General features: G+C 64.0%; 19 protein-coding genes. 10 read left to right on the top strand and 9 right to left on the bottom strand.

Going from position 1 to position 18,286, the window contains the following annotated elements:
- The first annotated feature begins 112 nt into the window (after positions 1–112).
- Positions 113–1,000, top strand: coding sequence for a LysR family transcriptional regulator (locus tag JDO7802_RS01545; protein ID WP_083480962.1), 888 nt, complete (start codon positions 113–115; stop codon positions 998–1,000).
- A 27-nt stretch (positions 1,001–1,027) separates the two neighbouring features.
- Here the strand turns inward: JDO7802_RS01545 and JDO7802_RS01540 are convergent, their stop codons facing one another.
- Entirely contained in the window at positions 1,028–2,605 is a 1,578-nt protein-coding gene (locus JDO7802_RS01540) for a DUF5928 domain-containing protein (protein ID WP_055081934.1), read from the bottom strand.
- 118 nt (positions 2,606–2,723) lie between these two features.
- On the opposite strand from JDO7802_RS01540, the gene JDO7802_RS01535 reads away from it, so the two are divergent.
- Positions 2,724–3,542, top strand: a complete 819-nt coding sequence (locus JDO7802_RS01535) for a sulfotransferase family protein (RefSeq protein ID WP_055081932.1) — start codon at positions 2,724–2,726, stop codon at positions 3,540–3,542.
- A gap of 3 nt (positions 3,543–3,545) precedes the next feature.
- Here the strand turns inward: JDO7802_RS01535 and JDO7802_RS01530 are convergent, their stop codons facing one another.
- Together JDO7802_RS01530 and JDO7802_RS01525 are read right to left on the bottom strand one after the other, a co-directional pair.
- A complete protein-coding gene (locus JDO7802_RS01530; RefSeq protein ID WP_055081930.1) occupies positions 3,546–5,168 on the bottom strand; it encodes a saccharopine dehydrogenase family protein in 1,623 nt (540 codons plus the stop codon).
- Positions 5,169–5,217: 49 nt separating this feature from the next.
- Entirely contained in the window at positions 5,218–6,204 is a 987-nt protein-coding gene (locus JDO7802_RS01525; RefSeq protein WP_055081928.1) for a 2-hydroxyacid dehydrogenase, read from the bottom strand.
- 100 nt (positions 6,205–6,304) lie between these two features.
- Here JDO7802_RS01525 and JDO7802_RS01520 point away from each other — a divergent pair, with 100 nt between their 5' ends.
- Positions 6,305–6,817, top strand: coding sequence for an SH3 domain-containing protein (locus tag JDO7802_RS01520; RefSeq protein ID WP_055081926.1), 513 nt, complete (start codon positions 6,305–6,307; stop codon positions 6,815–6,817).
- 12 nt (positions 6,818–6,829) lie between these two features.
- On the opposite strand, the gene JDO7802_RS01515 is transcribed toward JDO7802_RS01520, so the two are convergent.
- Both JDO7802_RS01515 and JDO7802_RS01510 read right to left on the bottom strand, forming a co-directional pair.
- Positions 6,830–7,666, bottom strand: a complete 837-nt coding sequence (locus JDO7802_RS01515; protein WP_055081924.1) for an inositol monophosphatase family protein — start codon at positions 7,664–7,666, stop codon at positions 6,830–6,832.
- Positions 7,666–9,684 carry a M3 family metallopeptidase gene (locus tag JDO7802_RS01510; RefSeq protein WP_055081922.1) on the bottom strand — a complete coding sequence of 673 codons (2,019 nt, stop codon included), beginning with the start codon at positions 9,682–9,684 and terminating at the stop codon, positions 7,666–7,668. The genes JDO7802_RS01515 and JDO7802_RS01510 overlap by 1 nt, the downstream gene beginning before the upstream one ends.
- A 74-nt stretch (positions 9,685–9,758) precedes the next feature.
- Between JDO7802_RS01510 and JDO7802_RS01505 the strand changes: the two genes are divergently transcribed.
- Positions 9,759–10,175: a VOC family protein gene (locus JDO7802_RS01505; protein WP_055081920.1), complete on the top strand. Its 417-nt coding sequence runs from the start codon at positions 9,759–9,761 to the stop codon at positions 10,173–10,175.
- A gap of 7 nt (positions 10,176–10,182) precedes the next feature.
- Here the strand turns inward: JDO7802_RS01505 and JDO7802_RS01500 are convergent, their stop codons facing one another.
- Positions 10,183–10,659: a pyridoxamine 5'-phosphate oxidase family protein gene (locus tag JDO7802_RS01500; RefSeq protein ID WP_055081919.1), complete on the bottom strand. Its 477-nt coding sequence runs from the start codon at positions 10,657–10,659 to the stop codon at positions 10,183–10,185.
- A gap of 224 nt (positions 10,660–10,883) precedes the next feature.
- Here JDO7802_RS01500 and JDO7802_RS18135 point away from each other — a divergent pair, with 224 nt between their 5' ends.
- From JDO7802_RS18135 to JDO7802_RS17530, 4 genes are all read left to right on the top strand, one after another.
- Positions 10,884–11,021, top strand: a complete 138-nt coding sequence (locus JDO7802_RS18135; RefSeq protein WP_187298071.1) for a hypothetical protein — start codon at positions 10,884–10,886, stop codon at positions 11,019–11,021.
- Positions 11,021–11,149: a hypothetical protein gene (locus JDO7802_RS18650; RefSeq protein WP_275934844.1), complete on the top strand. Its 129-nt coding sequence runs from the start codon at positions 11,021–11,023 to the stop codon at positions 11,147–11,149. The genes JDO7802_RS18135 and JDO7802_RS18650 overlap by 1 nt, the downstream gene beginning before the upstream one ends.
- Before the next feature lie 158 nt (positions 11,150–11,307).
- On the top strand, positions 11,308–11,487 hold the full coding sequence (locus tag JDO7802_RS17535; protein WP_083480961.1) for a hypothetical protein: 180 nt from the start codon (positions 11,308–11,310) through the stop codon (positions 11,485–11,487).
- A gap of 3 nt (positions 11,488–11,490) precedes the next feature.
- A complete protein-coding gene (locus JDO7802_RS17530) occupies positions 11,491–12,162 on the top strand; it encodes a Fic family protein (protein ID WP_083480960.1) in 672 nt (223 codons plus the stop codon).
- Between the two features lie 138 nt (positions 12,163–12,300).
- Here JDO7802_RS17530 and lepA read toward each other — a convergent pair whose 3' ends face one another.
- The 3 genes from lepA to JDO7802_RS01480 form a co-directional block, all read right to left on the bottom strand.
- Positions 12,301–14,118, bottom strand: a complete 1,818-nt coding sequence (gene lepA, locus JDO7802_RS01490) for a translation elongation factor 4 (protein WP_055081917.1) — start codon at positions 14,116–14,118, stop codon at positions 12,301–12,303.
- A gap of 101 nt (positions 14,119–14,219) precedes the next feature.
- The gene (locus tag JDO7802_RS01485; RefSeq protein ID WP_055081916.1) at positions 14,220–15,113 is read right to left on the bottom strand and encodes a BRCT domain-containing protein; all 894 of its coding nucleotides are present in this window, start codon (positions 15,111–15,113) and stop codon (positions 14,220–14,222) included.
- 86 nt (positions 15,114–15,199) lie between these two features.
- The gene (locus JDO7802_RS01480; RefSeq protein WP_055081915.1) at positions 15,200–16,465 is read right to left on the bottom strand and encodes an alpha/beta hydrolase family protein; all 1,266 of its coding nucleotides are present in this window, start codon (positions 16,463–16,465) and stop codon (positions 15,200–15,202) included.
- Between the two features lie 180 nt (positions 16,466–16,645).
- Between JDO7802_RS01480 and JDO7802_RS01475 the strand changes: the two genes are divergently transcribed.
- Together JDO7802_RS01475 and JDO7802_RS01470 are read left to right on the top strand one after the other, a co-directional pair.
- Positions 16,646–16,849 carry a hypothetical protein gene (locus JDO7802_RS01475; protein WP_055081914.1) on the top strand — a complete coding sequence of 68 codons (204 nt, stop codon included), beginning with the start codon at positions 16,646–16,648 and terminating at the stop codon, positions 16,847–16,849.
- 301 nt (positions 16,850–17,150) lie between these two features.
- On the top strand, positions 17,151–18,286 hold a 1,136-nt coding region (locus tag JDO7802_RS01470; protein WP_055081913.1), incomplete at its 3' end, for a DEAD/DEAH box helicase.

Genomic DNA, 18,286 nt, shown 5'->3' with positions numbered 1-18,286 from the left:
TATCCTCCCGTCGCGTCCGCCGTATCCGACGACGCCTCCGAGACCAGGCTAGCGGGACGAAATTCATGTGTATAACACAATAATCAGATGCAACGTTCGAGAAAGTGGAACGATGAACCTGCGCGCCCTGTCGGTCTTCGTCGGCATCATCGAGGAGGAAACGCTGACCCGCGCGGCGGCCCGAATGAACCTGAGCCAATCGGCCGCGTCCCGCCTGTTGTCGCTGCTGGAGGTCGACCTGGCGGCGGAATTGTTCGCACGCGACGGGCGGCGCATGGTGCCGACCGCAGCGGCCGAAGCGCTTTATCCCGAAGCCCTGCGCATTCTGGCGCAGGTGGACGCCCTGCCCGATGTGGCCGCGACGGAACGGGCCGGCGCGCCGCTTCGCGTGATCTGCCATCCCCGCTTGGCAGGGGGCCTGGTGGTCCCCGCATTTGCGACACTTGCCCGCCGTCAGCCGGACTTGCGCGTCCGGTTCGAAACGGCACCCCGACGCGAACTGGCCCGGCGCGTTCTGGCGGGGCGCTATGACCTGGCGGTTGCCGCCCTGCCGCTTTCACTGGGGGCAGTGGAGGCGGTGACGCTGGGGACCGTCCGCCTTGGCATCCTGCTGGCCCGCGATCATCCGCTTGCCGACCGCCCGTCGCTCGACCTGTCCGATCTGTCGGACGTGCCCTACATCGCGTTGGACGAGACGACTGCGGTGCGCCGCCTGCTGGATGCGACGCTGCCCGGACAACGCGGGCCGCTTCAGCCGCGTCACGAGGTGTCGACCGGAACAAACGCTTACCGCCTGGTGGCCGCAGGCCTGGGGTTCACCTTCGCCGATCCCGTGGCCCTCGACCCTGAATTGCGCGATCGGGTGCGCCTGATCCCGTGGCGGCGCAGCCAGTCCATCGCGTTCGGCTACTTCCGGTTCGACGGCGCGCGGATGGCATCTGTCGATGCGATGGTCCGCGCGATGGAGGATGTGGTCCGCCCCCTTCTGCAGGCCCCCTGAACCGGGACGCGGGCGGCACGACGCCGATCAGTCGTCGAACAGATACGGCGTTTCGGCCAACACACGACCCGTTGCGTCGTCGGTGTCGAAAACCTCGGCCAGGACGGCGGCATTCGCGTCGACGGGTGCACGCTGGATGATGCGGTGGACATCGGGCAGGTCGCTTTCGCGGATTGCCAGCGTTTCGGAGGCAAAGTCCTGCGCGACCGTCGGCAACAGTCGGTCCACGGTCGTTCGGGGCGTCTTGTCCCCGATCAGGCCGTTCCGCGCGGCATGCCCCGCCAGATAAGCATCGTCGAAGTCGCAATCGAGGAGCAGGGTGCGGATCCGGGCGCGGTCGCCGTAAAGGTCTTGCAGAAGGTCGAAGTTCGCCGGATCGAGGCAGATCGCCATCCGGTCGGCCCCGATCTGCCGGAACAACATCCGGAGCAGCGCGCGGCGGTGGCGGTGCCGCTTGGTCAGGGTGCTTTCGATGCCGCCGAGGTCGGGCATCGGCGTATCCTCCTCGTCGAAAAGGTAATCCAGCGCCGGCAGAACCTGATGGTCACGCAGGGTCTGCGCCAATCGCTTGGCGACGTGATACTTCTTGCAGATCAGCACGATCAATTCGCGGTCGCGGCCCAGCGTCGCCTCCCGCTCCCAGAACCGCGGCGCGAACCGGCGGCCGGTGCGCCCGCGCTGCGTCAGAAAGGTAAACAGCCGGCGCCCGTCGCCGGCCACGGGAAAATCCGTCCGCCCGGACGCCCAAAGATCGTCCAGCCGTTCCTTAAGTTCATGCGCCTCGGGCGAAATCTTGCGGGCGAACAGGAAATCCTGACTGAGCAACAGATCGAAGTGGTCGTCGTAGAACGTCGCCGGCATCCCGTAATCGGTGAACATCAGAAACGTCAGCGACCGCGTGTCGATCTCCGCACGCGGCACCAGATGACGCACGAGGGTCTGAAAGAATGTCTCATCCGGGATCCAGGTGGTCGAAAAGAACCGCATCACGTCGCGGCGCGCGCGGGTGAAAGCCAGGACCTTTTCGACCGTGGCCCGGCGCAGGCACCACCATTGCGACCCGATCATCACATCGATGTCGCGCGGCACCGCCCGCTCCAACCCGAACTTCCGCTGCGCCTCCAGCAGGCCGTAGAACAGCGTCTTGTTGCTGCGCTCGTTCACCAGATGGCGGTAGATCAGGCGATCTTCCTTCATCCCCGTCTTGATCCAGTCGGAGGTGAAGAAATCGAAACTCTCGATGTAGTCGACATCGCGCGCGTCCAAAAAGGCGTGGGCGTGCTCGGCGGATTTCACCGGGCGGCAATCGCCCGAGACCATATAGAAATGCGACGCGCGCGGAAACGCGTCCACCGCCGCCTCGATCGCGTTGAGCGTGGCGCGCACCAGCGACCATTCCCCCCAGCCGCATTTCACCCGCCGCCGCGCCAGCACGACGTTGGGATTGTCGCGGATGCCGGCCTGGACTTCGGCCAGGGCTTCGGCGGGGGCGGAGGCATCGAAATGGATGGCGACATAATCCCCGGTCGCGGTCAGCCCCTGGGCCTGCCGCACGATTGCGCCGGGATCCTTGTGACACAGCAGAATGAACGCGATCTTCGCCATAGGTCGTCAGTCAATCAAATTTCAGCCACAGTTTCCTTGCAATAGCGGGGCTGACGCGTTGAAGAAACCGGGGATTGCGCGTTTGATGCGTCGCAGTTGGTTTGGACGAGGTTGAGAAATGGGATTTCCAGGCACCTGGATGACCGAAAGCGAAAGCACCGTGTACCGCGTGGTGCCCAAATGCGCCTGTTCGTCCATCGGTCAGATCCTGTTCTATTCCGACCACGGACGTTTTTTCGACGGTGACATCCACGACAGCACGACCGGCCTGCACAAATGGGCGCAGGACGCCAGCCAGCCCTTGATCGAGGCGAATGCCAAGGGGCACAAATCCTACGCTTTCACCTGCGTGCGCAATCCCTACACCCGCATCCTGTCGTCGTTCTTCGACAAGATCGCGGGCATCCAGCGCAACGGCAAGCGGTACCGCGGCAACATGGTTCCGAAATTATGCGCGCAATACGGGGTCGATGTCGGATCGCCCGACGACGATTTCCAGTTCGATCAGGTCGCGTCGTTCCGCCGGTTCCTGCTGTTCGCGCGCGATACCATCAAATACCGTCGGCCGATGGATCCGGACATCCACTGGTCCGCCATGTCGGGCCACGTCGGCACCTTCGTCGCCAACGGCGGCCGCTATGACCACGTCGTCTTCACCGAGAAATTCAACGACGGGATGCAGGTCGTCCTCGACAACATCGAGACGCCGGTGCCCGTCGATTTGTCCAAGGTGCCCCGCTTCAACGAAAGCGAAGGACATGGCCCCAAGCGCCTGCACCCGGTAGAGGATTTCTTCGACGATCTGTCGATGCACCTGATCTGGGAAATCTATCACCGCGATTTCAAACTGTTCCAGTACGACTTCGAAAATCCGGGCAACAAGATGCCCAAGGCCGAGGTCGATCTGGACGAGATTCACGCCAAGCTGAGCGACTGACCCTCAGCCGTCGGGCGTCAGACGGCCACGGTACCGCACCAGCAGCCCCGCACCCGGCAGACTGACCTTGACGTCGAAGGTCGCGGCATCGCCGTCCGCCGCCTCGGTCGTTTCGCTGCGCGGCAACAGCCAGGCCGGGATCGGCAGCGGACCGCATCGCCCCGACAGGACCGGATAGGTCAGCGCGCCGTCCACGACCGTCAGCCCGATCCGGAAGGTCAGCGGACCGAAGCGTTCGGTGACGACCCCGTCACCCGGCGTCCCGACGGATTGCAGATGGGACCGGAAGCGTTTGCCGCCGAAGTCGCGGATCCAGATCTCGGTCCCGTCCCGACGCTCCATCGTCACGGTCACGTCGGTGTCCGGTGTGGCGTGCGGAAACCCCACGATCGCACAGATAAGACGCGACCGCAGACCCGTGCCGCGATCGACACGGGCCGTGCCAGACCAGCGGCGATACGCCAGAACATCATGCAGGTCCCGCACGGCAGCGGGCAGGCCATCGAACGACGCGCCAAGGGCCTGACGGAACACGGGGACAAACGGGGTGTCCCTGCGCTCGTAGGTCAAGGCAAGGTCGGTCGACATCGCCTCCAACTCGGCCAGGGTGAACGCGCCGACGCAGGCGCGCGCACCGGGCGCGACGTCTCCGGCGATTAGTTTCGCGACCATGACCCGGCCGGGCAACGCCGGGATGTGTGGGCCGTCGCCCGCCTCCGCAATGACGGTCCAGTCGCGTATGTCGGTCCCCGCCGGACCGGACCCCACGACCCGCGTGCGCATCCCACCCCGGTCGGTGCCCATGCGCTCGAACAGGCCCGCAACCCATCGCATCGGACGGGCCACGGGGGCCAGCGACGGTACCAGTCCCCAGCGCACGGGCAGGGCCATCGCCCAAAGGCCCAGATGCATGAACCACAACTCCAGCCCCGCGCCGAACGTGACGGACCGCGCGCGGTATCGCGTCGGAAACAGCGTCAGGTCGGGCGCGCCGATCACGCTGACCCATCGGCGGCCCAGACCGGGCAGGTCGACGCGGCGCAAACGGCCCCAGCCGCGCACCGTTTCGTCGCGGCCCGCGCGCCAGACGTTCATCCGCTGTCCGGCCTGCGCCAGGATCGCGCGCATGACGGCAAGGCCGCGCGGCGCGCGGTTTCCCGGCACGATGAAACTGTCGATCAGATGGATGTCGTCGAGCCCGTCGGACAGCGCCTCGACGGCCGCAGACGAAATCGCCGGAACGGTCGACACGCCAGAGAGAAGCGCGACGCCGGCGTCTTTCGCCGCACCGTCCAATGCGGCGATCCCGGTCGTGAACCCGGCATCGTCGGACAGATCGAGGTAATGCGCCCTGATCCCGATCGCGGCGCGGGCCACGCGGTAGGGATCGTCGCCGTAGGTCTGGAACGGACCGGCCGCGTCGATCACGATGTCCGGCTCCTCCGCCGCGATCCGCGCGGCAAGGTCCGGGGCATCACAATCGAGGCGGACATCGTTGTCCGCACCCCGCCCCGCGACGCGTACCACGACGCCCGGTTGCTTGCGCAGACCCGTGGCCAGGCGCGATCCGAAGACGCCAGTGCCACCGATCAACAAGACCCGTGTTCGGGGATGAGGTTCGTTCATGTCAGGCAAGTATCCCGGGCGACGGCGAAGGCCACCGTGACACCACGTCTCAGAGCATCGACGGGACGACCTGGTCCGGCGGGCGATGACCGTCGGCAAAGGTCTGCATGTTCACAAGAACCTTGTCGCCCATCTCCAGCCGCGCCTCCCGCGTGGCCGATCCCATGTGCGGCAGCAGGACGACATTGGGCAATTCGCGAAGGCGCGGGTTCACGCCCTGCCCCCGCTCATAGACATCGAGGCCGGCCCCGGCCAATTCCCCCGCGCGCAGCATCCGCGTCAGCGCATTCTCGTCGATGACCTCCCCACGCGAGGTATTGACGACCACGGCCGTCGGCTTGAGCAGTTTCAGCCGCCGCGCGTTCAGCAGGTGGAAGGTCGAGGGCGTGTGCGGACAGTTGACCGAAATGACGTCGGCAATGCTGCACAGCCCGTCCAGACGCTCATGGTAGGTCGCCCCGAGCGGCTCCTCCAACCCGGCGTGCAGGCGGCGGCGGTTGTGGTAATGCACGTCCATCCCGAAAGCGCGGGCCCGGCGGGCCATGGCCTGACCGATGCGCCCCATGCCCAGGATGCCCAGCGTCTTGCCGCCCAGCCGCGTCCCCAAAAGCGCGTCGGGGGCCCAGCCCTCCCAGACGCCCTGCTGCATCTGCGCCATGCCTTCCGTCATCCGCCGCAGCACCGCCAGCATCAGGGCCAACCCCATGTCGGCGGTATCTTCGGTCAGGACGCCGGGGGTGTTCGACACCAGGATGCCACGTTGGCGCGCCGTCGCCACATCGATGTGGTCGACCCCGGCCCCGTAATTCGCGATCAGCTTCAGCCGATCCCCGGCCCCCGCAAGAAGCGGCGCGTCGATAACGTCGGTGATCGTCGGGACCAGAATATCCGCCTGCGGCAGCGCCTCCGTCAGGGCCGCCCGGTCCGGCGAAGTATCGCCACCGATGAGCGTGACATCGAACAATTCCGCCATCCGCGCCTCCACGGGTTCCGGAAGGCGTCGCGTCACGACAACACTCAGACGTTTTGGTGACATGGGCCGCATCCCTCCCTTGGTGGGCTGGCGTCATGATGGCATCATGACTTCCACGCGCAAGGGGCATCAGACCCCGGACACAGACGCAGGACGGGCAGACATGAGAAAACGACTGATCACGGCGGCCTTGGCCGCGGGCCTTTTCGTGCAAGCGATCCTGGCCGCCCCGGCCATGGCCGACGAGGGCGGAACCGGACCGATTACGGGTCTGCCGATGCCGCGGTTCGTGTCGATGAAAGCGTCCGAAGGCTATGCCCGGCGCGGCCCGTCCTCGACCCACCGGATCGACTGGGTGTTCAAGCGGCGCAATATGCCGCTTTTGCTGGTCGACGAATACGGGCAATGGCGCCGCGTGCAGGACCGTGAAGGCGCGGGCGGCTGGATGCATTATTCCCTGCTGTCGGGCAATCGCAGCGTCATCGTGGAGCCCGAACAGCTTGAACTGCGGCGCAGGCCGTCACCGGACGCGCGCGTGTCGGCCCGGCTGGCGACCGGCGTCGTCGCCTGGCTGGGCGAGTGCAAGGCCGGCTGGTGCGCGCTGGAGGTTCAGGGGGCCGAAGGCTGGGCCGAGCAGGCCGCGCTTTGGGGTGTCAGCCCGACCGGCGACGACTGACATCGGCCCGCGTCAGTGCTGACCCAGGGCGGCGTTGAACGTCTCGGCCAGCCGGTCCCACAAGCGATCGTTGCGCGCGTTCAGCAGTCGGCCATTGGTCATCGTCGGATGATATGCCGTACCGTCCAACAACCGCGACACGCCGCCCGCTTCCGACAGGATGAGGACGCCCGCCGCGTGGTCCCAGACATTCAGCATGCCGTTGAGGCAGAAGTCCGACCCGCCCAGCGCCAGCATCCGGTATTCGTGCAGCGACGCACCCATCGAATTGGCCCGCCGGAACAGCGGGATCGTCGCCGCAAGCGCCGGTTGCGCGTCGGCGGGATAAAGATATCCGCCGGTGTTGCCGCGCAGCCGGTCGAAGGCGGCATCCTCGGGGTCTGTGGTCAGCGGCCGAACGGTTCCGCCCTTATGGTACTGCGCGCCCTGCCCGCGCCGCGCCACGATCCAATCGTCGAAACTTGGATCGTAGAGCAGGCCGAAGACCGTCACGCCATCTTCGATCACCGCGACGATGACGCCGTAGTTGGCAATGCCGTGGGCGAAATTCCAGGTGCCGTCGATCGGATCGATGATCGTCACACGCCCCTGCCCCACCTTGTCCAGCAGGCTTCGATCCATCGACACGGCCTCCTCCCCGACGACGGTATCGCCGGGAAGAATGGCATGGATGCGTGCGGTCAGCGCGATTTCGGCCGCCGTATCGGCGACGGTGACCAGATCGTCGAACGTCCCTTTGGCGTCGATCTGATCCGCGCCAAGATTGCGAAACCGCGGCAGGATCTCCGCCGCCGCCACGTCGCGAACGGCGGCGATGATCGCATCCGTCTGATCTTGCGTCAGCGGCATCAGGCGGCCGTGTCCAGACCGCGCCCCTTCAGCAACGCCTCCACCCCAGGCAACCGCCCCCGGAACCGGGTATAGAGATCTGCGGCATCGACCGATCCGCCGGTCGACAGGATGTTGGCGCGCAAGCTCTCGGCCAGGGCAGGGTCGAAGGGATCGCCCGCCTCCTCGAAGGCGGCGAAGGCGTCGGCATCCATCACCTCCGACCACATGTAGCTGTAGTAGCCAGCCGAATATCCATCGCCCGAGAAGATATGCGCGAAATGCGGCGTTGCGTGGCGCATGCGGATGGCGCGGGGCATCCCCAGATCCTCCAGCACCTCGGCCTGCCGCTGCATCGGATCCGCGGGCGGCTCCTCTCCGTGGAACTCCAGATCCACAAGGGCGCTGGCCACATATTCGACGGTCGCGAACCCCATGTCATAGGTCGATGCCGCCAGCAGACGGTCGCGCAGATCGTCCGGGATCGCCGCGCCGGTGTCGGCGTGGGTGGCGAATTCCGACAGCACACCTGGTACGTCGAGCCAGTGTTCGTAGAGTTGCGACGGCAGTTCGACGAAATCGCGCGCGACGGAGGTGCCCGAGATGCTCTGATACGTCACGTCCGACAGCATCTGATGCAGGGCATGGCCGAATTCGTGGAACAGCGTGCGCGCGTCGTCATAAGACAGCAACGCCGGATCGCTGTGCGCGAAGTTGCAGACGTTTACGACGATGGGGCGGACATCGCCGTCCACCTTGGACTGCGACCGCATCGCGCTGCACCAGGCACCCGAACGTTTGGAGGGGCGTGCGAAGTAATCGCCCAGGAAAACCGCGACGTGTTCGCCGTCGCGTGTCACCTCCCAGCCCCGAACGTCTTCGTGGTAGAACGGACCATCGATCGGCTTGAAGTCCAATTTGAAAAGACGGGTCGCACAGGCAAAGGCCGCTTCGATCATGCGGTCGAGCTGGAAGAACGGTTTCAATTCCGCCTCGTCCAGATCGTGCAGTTCCAACCGGCGCTTTTCAGCGTAGTAGCGCCAGTCCCACGGCTCCAGCGGCCCGGTGACGCCATCGGTCCGGGCCATACGCTCCAGATGTTCAGCATCGGCCACCGCCGCATCGCGCGCCGGCTCCCAGACCTTCATCAGCAGGTCGCGAACGGCTTCGGGCGTCTTGGCCATTTCCGTTTCCAGCTTGTAGTCGGCGAAACTGTCGTAGCCCAGCAGGCCCGCCCGCTCCTCCCGCAGTTTGAGGATTTCGGCGGCGTGGGCCCGGTTGTCGGTCGCCCCACCGTTGGCACCGCGCGCGGTCCACGCCTCATAGGCCTTTTCGCGCAAGTCGCGGCGCGGCGAGAATTGCAGGAACGGTACGATCAGCGACCGGTTCAGCGTTATGATCGGACCGGGCCGGTCCCGTTCCGTACCAGCGGCGCGCGCCGCGTCCTTCACGAAGTCAGGCAGGCCGTCCAGATCATCTTCGGTCAGATCCATGTACCAGTCGCGTTCGTCCGCCAGAAGGTTCTGCCCGAACTCCGTTCCCAGCGTCGCGAGCCGTGCCTTGATGTCCGTCAGCCGGTCGGCGGCGATGCCTTCCAACCCGGCACCCGACCGGACGAACCCCCGGTGCGTCAGCATCAGGACCCGCGCCTGCTCCTCGGTCAGGTCCAACTTCTCGCGGCGATCCCACAGGTGCTTCACCCGCTCGAAGAGCTTGGTGTTATTGGTGATTTCGGAACTGTAGGCCGACAGCTTCGGCGCCAGGTCGCGCATCAGCGCCTCGCGGGCCTCTGTGCTGTCGGCGCCGGCAAGATTGTAAAAGACCCCCGCGACGCGGTCGAGCAGGGCATCGGCGCGTTCCAATGCCTCGACCGTGTTTTCGAACGTCGGAGCATCCTCCGACTCCGCGATCGCGGTGATGGCGGCGCGGCCCTCCTCCATGCCCTTGTCCAGCGCGGGGGCGAAATGCTCGTCCTCCAGCGCGGCGAAGGGCGGAAGGGCGAAGGGGCCGGACCAGTCGGTCAACAGGGGGTTTGTCATCGAAGTCTCCTTTAAAGGGCACGCTAGGCCGGGGGATGCGACGTTGCTAGGGTCGCCGTCAGGGAGGACCAAAAATGTCTTGGTCGATACACCACGTGAACCTTCAGGCCCGCGACGTCCGCGCGACGGCAGCGTTTTATTCCAATGTGTTGGGCATGAAGGAAGCAGCTTGGGCGTTTCCGCAGACGCGCGGGTATCTGCCCGGCGATCCCGACAAGCTGGCGTTGATGGGTGATGGACGGGACAGCCATTCAGGCCTGCACCTGATTGCGCCGGATGCCGAATTCGCGGCGAAGAATAGCCTGATCCACAATCCGTCGGTTGGCGGCCATGTAGCGTTTCAGGTCGACGATCTGGACGCGGTGATCGCCCGCCTGCGCGCGGCGGGCATTCCGCATTCGGTGACCGGAGAGTTCGCCATTCCGGGTCTGCGACACGTGTATGTCACTGACCCGGAAGGCAATCTTATCGAAATCAACGGTCGTCTGTAACGCCGGATCAGGCGTCGAGGCGGACGTGGGCGGTTTTGTCTTCGTAGTCTTTCTTCGGGTCCTGTCCCATCAGGGCCTTGAGGCCCGCGACGATGGAGGAGCCGTTTTCCCAGATCTGCGCGTCCTTGGCGTCGTAGCGCACGAGGCACAGCTTGGGGTCGTCCTTGCCGTCTTCGTACCAGGCGGCGACGAAGGGGTTCCAGAGCTTGTCGATCATGGCCTTGTCGTTGTCGATCACCAGCTCGCCCGAGGCGCTGGCCCAGATGTCGTTGCCCTTGGACGAGAATGTCATGATGCCGGATTTAGGACCGGATTTCAGGGCCTTGCCGATGTCGGTGTCGTGGCTGGTGAAAAACCAGATCGGGGCATTATGGCCGTCGACGCTGGCCGCCATGGGGCGCGGAAGGGCACCGTCGCAGGCGAGGAAAACGGTCAGATCGTTTTCCAGGGACTTCCAGAATTTGGTTTCGAGATCGCTGCTCATGACGGTATCTCCCGCGGGTTGTGAGTTCGCCCTACAACGTCGCGGGGGGCCGGGGCGTTCCATCGGAGGGCAAAAATCGGACGGGTGACCCGCGGGTGATCCACGGGTGATCTACGGGTGACGCAGAGCGGATATGGTTTGCGATCAGTGTCTTGCGGATTTGGGGGAACGGACGGGCGCGGAGCGGGTTTTATTGTCATCAGCCCTGAAGATCGGAGACCACCATGACCACTCGCCTGAAGACCCTCCTCGCCGCCCTGCTGCTGCTGCCCGTCGTGTCGGGATGCGCCGCCGCCGTCGGGGCCGGTGCCGCGATTGCCGCCGACGAAGTGGCCGAAGACAACGGCGGGAACCTGTTCTGATGGCCGCCGCACGAATTGCGGCGCTGCTGGTCGTCGTCGCGGGGCTTAGTGCCTGCGCGACGGCGGGCGGGTTTATTCAGGACAGCCAGGCGGTTGGCTCGGCTGTTGCGGATGAGTTGGACGATTGAGCGATGTGATACGGTTGAGAGGCCCCTGCCGGGAGGTGGGGGCTTTTTTGTGTTTGCGCGGACCGGGCAAGTGATGACAGAAGGAAAATAGACAGTAATAACTATCTTCCCCCCAGAAGATCTCACTCAAGGGATGGGGGAAACGCTCGGAGAAAACCATGACAAAGAATGAACACGAGGCCTTGGCTTATCTTATTGAGGAAGCTCGGAAAATTCAGATGACAGAAGATGAAACAACGGCGCAGCGTCGTAGTTTTGCATATGGGAACTCAGTGTTTGAAAACCCAAATATAACGAAGGACATGATAGACCAAGAAGCCGACCGGCTCGGCCTCTAGGGTATGGTTGACGAGCAACGTGTAAGACATAGCGAAGCGGAAGAGGCCGCGGTCGTAGACTCCGATTTGGAGCGGGCTACAAGAGAAGCCGCAAATTCGCTTCTCCAAGCAGAACGTGTCAGAAATTGCGTCCTTGATGCGCTTGACGGGCAACCCTTTAAGCTTCGTCCGTCAAGAATTCTCGACTTAAACAGGGTCGCGATCGACGGGCTTGACGCATATGCTGGAAACTTTCGACCTGCTGGAATAAAAATTGGCGAAAGCAAGCACATACCTCCAGAGGGGCATTTGGTGCCTGAATTTGTTGAAGAATTGTGTGATTACGTTAATGAAAATTGGGAGAAGCGAACAGCAATCCATCTAGCGTCATTTGTGATGTGGCGCCTTAACTGGATCCATCCTTTCACTGACGGAAATGGTCGAACATCACGTGCGACCTCGTACCTCGTCTTATGTGTAAAGCTTGGTATGCTTTTGCCAGGAAGTCAGTCGATCCCCGAGCAGATCGTTGCTAACCGGCGACCTTACTACAATGCGCTAGAGGGTGCCGACAGGCGTCATGAGGCTCTAGGAAGTTTTCCAGAGAACATCGTGGAAAAAATGGAAGAGCTGATGTCAGGGATGCTAGCAGAGCAGCTAAGGAATACCCATCAACATGCGAATGGGGCGCGGTAAGATATTTTCCAATAATTCGGCGCGTACGTATGAAGCCGATTGCACTGCCGGCACCCTATTCTGAACTGAGTGGCGCCGCAGACATTTTGCAAGCAAAAGTCGCTTTCCCCCACCAATCCCTCCAATCCGCCTGAGGGGTCAGCTGTCCATTTTTAGCGCGTTTATGAAGGCGGATTGCGGAATCTCCACTTTCCCGAACTGCCGCATCTTCTTCTTGCCCGCCTTCTGCTTCTCCAGCAGCTTCTTCTTCCGCGTCGCGTCGCCGCCGTAGCACTTCGCCGTCACGTCCTTGCGCATGGCTGACAGTGTTTCGCGGGCGACGACGCGGCCGCCGATGGCGGCCTGGATGGGAATCTTGAACATGTGGCGGGGGATCAGCTCCTTGAGCTTTTCGACCATGGCGCGGCCGCGCATTTCGGCGCGGTCGCGGTGGACCATCATCGACAGCGCGTCCACAGGCTCCTCGTTGACGAGCACGGACATCTTGACCAGCGCATCCTCGCGGTAGCCGATCATCTGGTAGTCGAAGGACGCATACCCTTTGGTAACGCTTTTGAGCCTATCGTAGAAGTCGAACACCACTTCGTTGAGGGGGAGATCGTAGACGACCATGGCGCGCGGGCCGGCGTAGGTCAGGTCGAGCTGGATGCCGCGCCGGTCCTGGCAGAGTTTGAGGACGTCGCCCAGATAGTCATCGGGCACGAGGATGGTCGCCTTGATCCGCGGCTCCTCGATATGGTCGACGTGGGCCATGTCGGGCATGTCGGCGGGGTTGTGGAGTTCGCGGACGTCCGGCTCCTCCCCTTCCTTGTGGCGCATGTGCAGGTGATAGACGACCGAGGGCGCGGTGGTGATGAGGTCGATGTCGTACTCCCGCTCGATCCGGTCGCGGATGACTTCGAGGTGCAGAAGGCCGAGGAAGCCGCAGCGGAAGCCGAAGCCGAGGGCGGCGGAGGATTCGACCTCGAAGGAGAAGGAGGCGTCGTTGAGGGCGAGTTTGTCGATAGCGTCGCGGAGATCTTCGAAGAGCGCGGAATCGACGGGGAACAGGCCGCAGAAGACGACCGGCTGGGACGGTTTGAAGCCGGGGAGTGCGGTTTCGGTGGCGCGTTTTTCGTGGGTGATCGTGTCGCCGACGCGGGTGTCGCGGACCTGTTTGATGGACGCGGTCAGAAAGCCGATTTCGCCGGGACCGAGTTCGTCGATTTCGGTCATGGGCGGGCGGAAGACACCGATGCGATCGACGTGGTGCACGGTGTTGTTGGACATGAAGCGGACGCGGTCGCCCTTTTTCAGGCGTCCGTCGATGATGCGGACGAGGACGATGACGCCGAGATAGCTGTCGTACCAGCTGTCGACCAGCATGGCCTTGAGCGGGGCGTCGATGTCGCCCTTGGGGGCCGGCAGTTTGTCGACGACGGCCTGCAGGGTCTCGCGGATGCCCTGGCCGGTCTTGGCGGAGACGAGGAGCGCTTCCGAGGCGTCGATGCCGATGACGTCCTCGATCTGTTCGCGCACGCGGTCAGGCTCGGACGCGGGCAGGTCGATCTTGTTGAGGACGGGGACGATTTCGTGGTCGGCGTCGATGGCCTGGTAGACGTTGGCGAGGGTCTGCGCCTCGACCCCTTGGGTGGAATCGACCACGAGGAGGGAGCCTTCGACGGCGCGCATGGAGCGGGAGACTTCGTAGGCGAAGTCGACGTGGCCGGGCGTGTCGATGAGGTTGAGGGTATATTCCAGACCGTCCTGGGCCGTGAACTGGATGCGGACGGTGTTGGCCTTGATGGTGATGCCCCGCTCGCGTTCGATATCCATCGCGTCGAGCATCTGCTCCTTCATGTCGCGCAGGGCGACGGTGTTCGTCTCCTGGATCAGGCGGTCGGCCAAGGTCGATTTGCCGTGGTCGATGTGCGCGACGATCGAGAAGTTACGGATGCGGGAGAGTTCGGTCGTCATGATGGGGCGGCCTGTATCCAAGGGTTTGGCCGGGGATACACCGGGGGTCGGACGGGTGGAAGGGGGCCGGGTGTCGCGGTGGTTTATGAGAAAGGGGGGCGTTAATCCGGTCGATCGGCAAGGACGGCGGAAAGCTGTGCCTCAACGTAGATGCGTGGTGCCGGGGCCTCGGCGCGCAGGGCGAGAACCTTCGAGAGCTTGCCGCCATGGGACATGTGAGTCCAATTAGGCGACCCTTCGGATCCGATGATGACGATTTCGGTCTTCGCCGACGCCGAAGTTTGGATTATGGCACCGAATTCCTGAAGGCGATCGGAGACGGCCCGCCGCGTGCCGAAGGCGAAGGCACCGGTCAGAAGAACCTTTCGCCCTTCGAGGGTGGCGTCATCGATGGCGTCGAGGTCGTTGATGACCGGGACAGCCTCACTGCTCGGAATGCCGGTTTCCGCGTAGCTGTCGCCGACGAGCTGGGTGATAAGGTGACTAATCTCCTCCCCTTCCTCAGGGGTAATCTTATCATCTTCAAGCGAATCACGCACGGCATGACGAAGGGCCGAAATTCGAGGATCGTGAGACAGATCGTGATCGCTGGAAAGGACAACCGCGAGCTTGCGTGCCTCGGCTGTTGTGATGATGGCATCGCAGTTTATCCCCGCGCAAATCCCGAGGATGCGGTTTGCCGATGATCGATGGCAGGTCGCGTCGATCTTATCGGCGCGGATCTCGGCGATCTGTGTAAGCAGTTCCAGAAGTTCTGCGGGCGTGTCCACATGACCCGCCGATGCCTCGGCGATAATTTCGGCGGCGTCAGCATCCCCAGCAAGACGGCAAATCGAAGCACACTCAGCAAGCAGAGGCTCCAGCTCGGTCTCGTCTATACGCGCATTGGCCAGGACTCCGTCGAGAAAACCCACGAAGAAACACTCGTTCTTGGCCGTGTTCGCCTTGGCGTGAATTGAGTCTAGAACTTCGGATTCGTAGCCGATTTTTGCCATGCCGCCGCTCTCCATCTTACCTGGCCACAAGAATGCGGCACCAATATCCCAGAGTAATCAGATGGTTGGAAACATGGCAACTGTCCTCATTCCGCGCCCAACGTCTCCCAGGTCAGGCCCTTCGCCGTGCGGTCGGGGAAGCCGGGCCAGTAGGGGAGGGTGTCGTCGTCGACCGCGCCCTCCTCCGCGACTTCGATCAGGTCGAGGTAGGCGCCCTTGGCGACGTCGCCCTTGAGATGCAGGTCAAGGAAGGCGGTCGCGAAATGCTGGGTGATGTTGTTCATGCGCGTCGTGTCCCAGACCGCGTCGGCGTAGTGGTCGAAGGGCGCGTAGCCCAGTTTCTCCGACACGGCCCAGGCCTCGCCCGGTGCGGGCATGGGCGCGGCGGCGTTGTGGTTGGCCCCCTGGAAGGTGAGCAGGTGGCGGGTGGTGCCGGTCGTCTGCTCGAAGATTTCGCGCATGGCGGGGTATTCGGACACGTCGTCCTGCCCGCCCGCGATCAGCATCAGAGGTTTTTCGAGCCCGGCAAGGCTGTCCGCGTCCCAGAAGTCGCGGTTGCGGCCCCAGGGGCCGATGGCGACGATGGCCTTGACCCGGTCGTCCACCAGATCGGCGTGGTCGTCGGAGCCGGCGGCGTTGCGGTTCAAAAGACCCAGCGGATGGGTGAAAGCCTCCGGTTCGGTCCGCGTGACGGCCGTGTCGCCCAGACCCGCGCCCCCGTAGATGAGCGCGCCGTAGCCGCCCATGGAATAGCCGATGACCGCAGTACGGTCGGCATCGGTGATGGCCCCGATATCGTCGTCCAGATCGGCCATCGCATCGACCAGAAACGCTTGATCCACCGGTCGGTTCACCAGGGTGGAGATAAAGGCCTGCTGATCGGAATAGATGCTTTCGGGATGATCGGCGGAAACGGTGACATAGCCCTTGCTGGCCAGGTTTTCGCCCAAGTGGGACATCAGGAACCGATTGCCGGGATAGCCGTGGCTGATCAGGACGAGGGGGAAGGTGCCGTCGGCGGGCGCGGCATCGCGGGCGGCGCGGCCCGTCAGGGTCACGGCGGTGACACCGTCGCGCAACACCGTGTCATAAGTGCCGCCCGGCTGGGTGCCAGCGGCGGCGGGATACCAGACTTCGACGGTGATGTCGCGGTCGGAGGTGACGATTTCGGTCGTGCTGTTGATCACGTCAATGCGGCCCGGATCGGTGAAGGTCATGGTGCGCACGCCGATCGTGTGTTCGCCGTAAGGGGCCAGGTCGGGGGCGTCGGGGCGGATGCCGTCGATCGGGTTCTCGGCCAGGGCGGGGGCGGCGGCGAGGGCCGCGGCGGCGATGAGCAGGGTGTTTTTCATAATGTTCTCCGGGACGTGCCGGGCGGGACAGGATCGTCCCATCGGCATGGTTCGCGTCAGGGTGCGAGACAGGGCGACGGCGGTCAACCGCCGGATACGGGCCATGGCGTCCATAAAATTTGCGGAACTTTGTCGCAGGGGGCTTGTTGGGACGTATAAGCACAATCGGAGAAGAACATCATGATCCGCAATACAGTTCGCCTGGGCCTTCTGGCTGGAACCGCCACCCTGCTTGTCGCCTGTGGCCGCGCCGAGCCCGAGCCGGTCGTCATCGCGCCCGCCCCGACCCCGATCTTCACCAAGGATGGTCAGGTCATCGCGCAGCCGACCGTCGTGAACGCGGGCGGAAGCGACTTCGATGACGACGACGATTTCGAAGACTGATCTTCTGAGATCTGACGATCGAACGGGCGGCCCACGGGGTCGCCCGTTTGCGTTGGGGGCCTGCGACCGTTGGTCCAACCCGCTTGACACGAGGCGCAAGCTGCCCCAGATCGCGTTCAACCCCGCCCCTTGGGCCGCGTGAGCCGGGTGTCCGACGATGGACAGCCAAAGCGACGGGCGGGTTTGCTTCCCCAAGGATCACGCCAGGGCAGCGCGGAATGACCCCAATGGGCATCCCGTGACCCCTCACCGCGCGCCGATGGCGTGCCATTGGCGTCCATCGGGGCGCGAAGGAAAAAACATGGATTTTGACATGCTGGGGCTCAAGCCCCGCCTGATCGAGGCTTTGGCCGAGATGGGCATCAAGGACCCGACCCCCATCCAGAAACAGGCGATTCCGCCCGCGCTGGAAGGTCGGGACGTCATGGGCCTGGCCCAGACCGGAACCGGCAAGACGGCGGCCTTCGGCCTGCCGCTGGTGCAGCACCTTCTGGAAGGGGACGTGCGCCCCCGTGCCCGGACGGCGCGCGCGCTGATCCTGGCCCCGACGCGCGAATTGGTCGCGCAGATCTCCGACAGCCTGACCGGCTTCATCAAGGGCAGCCACCTGAAGGTGGCGCGCGTGGTGGGCGGCGTCGGCATCAACCCGCAGATCAAGCGGTTGGAGCGGGGCGTCGACCTGTTGGTGGCGACACCCGGTCGCCTGATCGACCTGATGGACCGTGGGGCCGTCGACCTGTCCGAGAGCCATTTCCTGGTTCTGGACGAGGCGGATCAGATGCTGGACATGGGGTTCATCCATGCGTTGAAGAAGATCGCGGTGAAATTGCCGAAGGAACGTCAGTCGCTGATGTTCTCGGCGACGATGCCCAAGGACATGGAGAGCCTGGCGGCGACCTATCTGGAGAAGCCGGTGCGCGTGCAGGTCTCCACCTCCGGCCAGACGGCGGACAAGATCGAGCAGTCGATCCACTTCATCGCCAAGACCGAAAAGCCCGGTCTGCTGCTGGACCTGCTCAAGGACCATCACGGCGAGGCGGCGCTGGTCTTCGCGCGCACCAAGCACGGCAGCGACCGTTTGGCCAAGCAGCTGACGACCGCCGGCGTGAATGCCGTCGCGATCCACGGCAACCGCAGCCAGGGTCAGCGGACCCGCGCGCTGGAGGCGTTCACCAAGGGCGAGGCGCATGTGCTTGTGGCGACGGATGTCGCAGCGCGGGGCCTAGATATTCCGGTGGTCAAGCACGTCTATAACTATGAGTTGCCCAACGTGCCCGAAACCTATGTCCACCGCATCGGGCGGACGGCGCGGGCGGGCCGTGAAGGGGCCGCGATCACGCTGTGCGCGCCCGACGAGATGGGCGAGCTGAAGGACATCGAGAAGATCATCAAGTCGCAGATCCCTGTCGTGTCCGGCAGCCGCTGGACCGCGGCGCA

The sequence above is a fragment of the Jannaschia donghaensis genome (assembly GCF_001403795.1).
In the GTDB taxonomy this organism is placed as follows: domain Bacteria; phylum Pseudomonadota; class Alphaproteobacteria; order Rhodobacterales; family Rhodobacteraceae; genus Jannaschia; species Jannaschia donghaensis.
This window is presented reverse-complemented; position numbering and strand designations above follow the sequence as displayed.